This window comes from Micromonospora sp. KC207 (genome assembly GCF_004348615.1).
In the GTDB taxonomy this organism is placed as follows: domain Bacteria; phylum Actinomycetota; class Actinomycetes; order Mycobacteriales; family Micromonosporaceae; genus Micromonospora.
This window is the reverse complement of the sequence record NZ_SMKJ01000429.1, coordinates 1-4,055: the sequence shown is the minus strand read 5'-3', so window position 1 is coordinate 4,055 and position 4,055 is coordinate 1. Positions and strand designations below refer to the sequence as shown.

Annotated in this window: 3 protein-coding genes; all 3 read right to left on the bottom strand. The window is 72.4% G+C overall.

Annotated elements, in window-relative coordinates:
- On the bottom strand, positions 1–963 hold a 963-nt coding region (locus E1258_RS30635; RefSeq protein ID WP_132407234.1), incomplete at its 3' end, for a serine/threonine-protein kinase.
- Position 964: 1 nt separating this feature from the next.
- On the bottom strand, positions 965–2,470 hold the full coding sequence (locus E1258_RS30630) for a penicillin-binding protein 2 (protein WP_132407232.1): 1,506 nt from the start codon (positions 2,468–2,470) through the stop codon (positions 965–967).
- Positions 2,467–3,957 carry an FtsW/RodA/SpoVE family cell cycle protein gene (locus E1258_RS30625; RefSeq protein WP_132407230.1) on the bottom strand — a complete coding sequence of 497 codons (1,491 nt, stop codon included), beginning with the start codon at positions 3,955–3,957 and terminating at the stop codon, positions 2,467–2,469. Before E1258_RS30625 ends, E1258_RS30630 begins: the two co-directional genes overlap by 4 nt.
- Positions 3,958–4,055: the final 98 nt, after the last annotated feature.

Genomic DNA, 4,055 nt, shown 5'->3' with positions numbered 1-4,055 from the left:
GGTCGGCACCGGTCGCTGCGCCACCACGGGCGACCGGGGCTGCTGCCGGGACGCGGGCGGCACCTGGGCGCGCGCCTGCGGCCCGGCCGGGGAGGCCGGGGCGGCGGAAACCTGCCCGAGGTGGCCGTTGCCGCGAGACTGCTGCCCGAGCGTCAGCTTCGCCTGCCGGGCGACCCCGGCGAGGGCGGCGGCGCTGGGCCAGCGGGCGGCCGGGTCCTTCGCCATCGCCCGTTCGACGATGGCCCGGACCGGAGGCGGGATGTCCGCCGGCAGCGGCCGGGGCGTGTCCCGGACGTGCTTCATGGCGATCTCTAGCGGATTGTCGCCCTCGAACGGCCGCCGCCCGGCCAGGCACTGGTACGCGACCACGCCGAGGGCGTACACGTCGGAGGCGGGGGTGGCCACCGCGCCGGTGGCCTGCTCCGGGGAGATGTACGAGGCGGTGCCGAGCACCGAGCCGGCGGCGGTGAGCTGCCCGACCAGGTCGGAGCGGGCGATGCCGAAGTCGGTCAGCACCAGCGTGCCGTTGGGCCGGACCAGCAGGTTGCCCGGCTTCACGTCGCGGTGCACGATGCCCTTGCAGTGCGCCGCGTGCAGCGCGTCGGCGGCCTGGGCGAGCAGGGCCATGGTGCGGGCCGGGGTGAGCCGGCCGACCCGGCCGAGCGTCGAGGAGAGCGCGTCGCCCTCGACGTACTCCATGACCAGGAAGGCTATCTGCTGGTCGCTGCCGAAGTCGTAGACGTCGACCACGCCGGGGTGGTTGATGGTCGCCATGGTGCGGGCCTCGCCCCGGAACCGCTCGGCGAAGCCCGGCTCGTCCAGCAGCGCCGGGAGCAGGCTCTTCACGGCGACTGTGCGGCCCAGCACCTGGTCGGTGCCGCGCCACACGTCGCCCATGCCGCCGCTGGCGATCCGCTCGTCTAGGCGGTAGCGGTTGCCGAGCTGGACGCCGGGGCTGAGCATGTCAGCGCCCCCCGGAGTCGGCGGCTGCCGCTTGCATGATCTTGCCGGCGATCCGGGCCGCCTCGGCGCTGCCGCCGCTGCCGGCCTCCTCCAGCACGACGCAGACCGCCGAGACCGGCGTGCCCTTGGAGTCCAGGGCGAAGCCGATGAACCAGCCGTGGTCGGGGGTCTGCGGGCCGGACTGGGCGGTACCGGTCTTGCCACCGACGGTGTAGCCGTTGAACTTCGCGTTGCGGCCGGTGCCGTTTTCCACCACGCTCACCATCATGTCGCGCAGGTCCGACGCGACCTGCCCGCTGACCGGCTGGCGCAGCTCGCGCGGCTTGGCCGTGTAGTAGCTGGTGGTGCGGTCCGGCGCGAGGAGCTGCCGGACCAGGTACGGCCGCATCTGGCTGCCGCCGTTGGCGACCGCCCCGGCGATCAGCGCCCCCTGCAACGGGGTCATCTTGACGTCCCGCTGCCCGATGGAGGACTGGGCCAGCGCGGCCGGGTCGGTGCTGCCGTCGGGGCCCTGCATCGCCCCGGTGCGGCTGGCCGCCACCGGCAGGCCGTCCTCGCCGAGCTGGCCGACGGTGAGGTCGTCCTGCTCGAAGCCGAACTGCCGGGCCTTCTCCTTCACCGTCTCCGCGCCGAGCTTCACGCCGAGCTGGGCGAAGCCCGTGTTGCAGGACTCGGTGACCGCGTCGATGAGGGTGACCTCGGACTCGGGGCAGATCGACGGCACTGCGTTGCGAATCGGGGTGCCCGAGGTCGGTGGGGTGTAGCTGGGGCCGGCCGGGATCTGGGTGTTCTTGCCGATGCCGTTCTCCAGCGCGGCGGCGGCCACCACGATCTTGAAGGTGGAGCCCGGGGGCAGCACCTCCGACAGCGCGCGGTTCTTCAAGGGGCCGCCCTCGGCCTGCTCCAGCTTGTTGTACGCCGCCGTCGCCTCGTCGGTGTCGTGGCTGGCCAGCGGGTTCGGGTCGAAGCTGGGCATGGAGACCAACGCCTGTACCGCGCCGGTGCGCGGGTCGAACGCGATCGCCGCGCCCTTCTTCGCCCCGACCTGGTTGTCGGCCAGCCCGTTGTACGCGGCGTCCTGGGCCCGCTTGGAGAGGGTCAGCAGCACGTTGCCGCCGCCGGTCTCGTCGCCGGTGAACATGTCCTTGATCCGGTTGGCGATCAGCGCGTCGCTGGTGCCGGCGAGGAAGTCGTTCTCGACCCGCTCGATGCCGGTGTCGCCGAGGTTCACCGGCTTGTAGCCGAGCACGTGCGCGTACTTCTCCCCACCGGGGTAGGTGCGCAGGAACTTCAGCTTGCCGCTGGTCTCCTTGCTGGTGGCCAGCGCGGTGCCGCCGGCCTCGATGTTGCCGCGCTTGCGCTCGTACTCGGCCACCTGGACCCGGCCGTTGTAGTCGCTGTTGCGGTACTCGTCGGCCTTGTAGGCCTGGATCCAGTTCAGGTTCGCGAAGAGCAGACCGAACAGGACCATCGCGACGACGCCGACGCGGCGCAGGGGTGCGTTCACGGCCGGATCACCTCCGTGGGGGCACCGTGCAATTGCTCGGGCGGACCGCCCCCGGCTCGGGCCGCCGGGCCGCCGCCGCTGGTGACCGGGCGGCGGGCGGCGTCGGATACCCGCAGCAGCACCGCGATGAGCAGCCAGTTCGCCATCAGCGACGAGCCACCGGCGGAGAGGAACGGGGTGGTCTGGCCGGTGAGCGGGATGAGCTTGCTGATCCCGCCGACGATCACGAACACCTGGAGGCCGAGGGTGAAGGCGAGGCCGCCGGCGAGCAGCTTGCCGAACGAGTCCCGCACGGCGAGCGCGGCCCGCAGCCCCCGCTCCACGATGAGCAGGTAGATCACCAGCAGCGCGGAGAGGCCGAACAGGCCGATCTCCTCGCCGATGCCGGCGAAGATGAAGTCGTTCTGCACCTCGGGGATCTCCAGCGGCTCCCCGCCGCCCGGCCCCGCGCCGAACAGGCCGCCGCTGCCCAGCGCCAGCAGGCCCTGGACGAGCTGGTAGCCGTCCTGGTAGGGGTCGGCGAACGGGTCCAGCCAGATCTGGGCCCGCAGGTGGAAGTTGGCGAACGGCCCGCCGACGACGTCGCCGAGCACGTACGCGAGGTACGCGCCGCCGAAGAACAGGATCAGGCCGATGAGCAGCCAGCTCACCCGCTCGGTCGCGATGTACAACGTCACCACGAACATGCCGAAGTACAGCAGCGAGGTGCCCAGGTCCTTCTCGAAGACGAGGACGAGCACGCTCAGCACCCAGACCGCGAGCACCGGGCCCAGGTCCCGCCCGCGCGGGAAGTCGATGCCGAGGAACCGGTGGCTGGCCAGCGACAACACCTCGCGCTTGCGCACCAGGTAGTAGGCGAAGAAGACAAGCAGCGCCAGCTTCGCGAACTCACCGGGCTGGATGCTGAACCCGCCGACGCGGATCCACAGCTTCGCGCCGTAGATCTCCGAGTACTTCGCGGGCAGCACCGCCGGAATCATCACCAGCACGATGCCGGCGAGGCCCAGCGTGTACGCGTACCGGGAGATCGACCGGTGGTCGCGCATCAGCGCCAGCAGGCCGGCGGCCAGGACCACCGACGCCAGCGTCCAGGCGAACTGCCGGCCGCCGTTGCCGGCGAAGATCGCCAGGGACTCCCGGTCCGCGGGGGCGGCCCGGGCCAGGTCGAGCCGGCGCAAAAAGCCCACCCCGATGCCGTTGAGCAGCGCCACCGCCGGCAGCAGCGCCGGGTCCGCGAAGGGTGCCAGGAAGCGGATGACGACGTGCAGGGCGAGGAAGACGCCCGCCAGCACGGCGGTGGGGACCCAGAAGTCCGGGGTGACCGTGCCGAGCACGGTCGCCTCCACCGTCGCGCCGTACGCGGCGACGATCACCAGAGCCAGCAGCAGCAACGACAGCTCGGCGTTGCGCCGCGACCGGGCCAGGCGTACGCCGGGCTGCTCGCCCGTCGTGGCGGGCGAGGCGGCCGGTGCGGCGGCAGCGGTCACGGAGGTGTCCTCGGGTTTCTCAGCCGACGCTCACTCCGGCGACCGGCACCCGGCCGGGTCGGCCGGCGGAACCGTGTCGGAGGGCAGCAAGTCGGGCG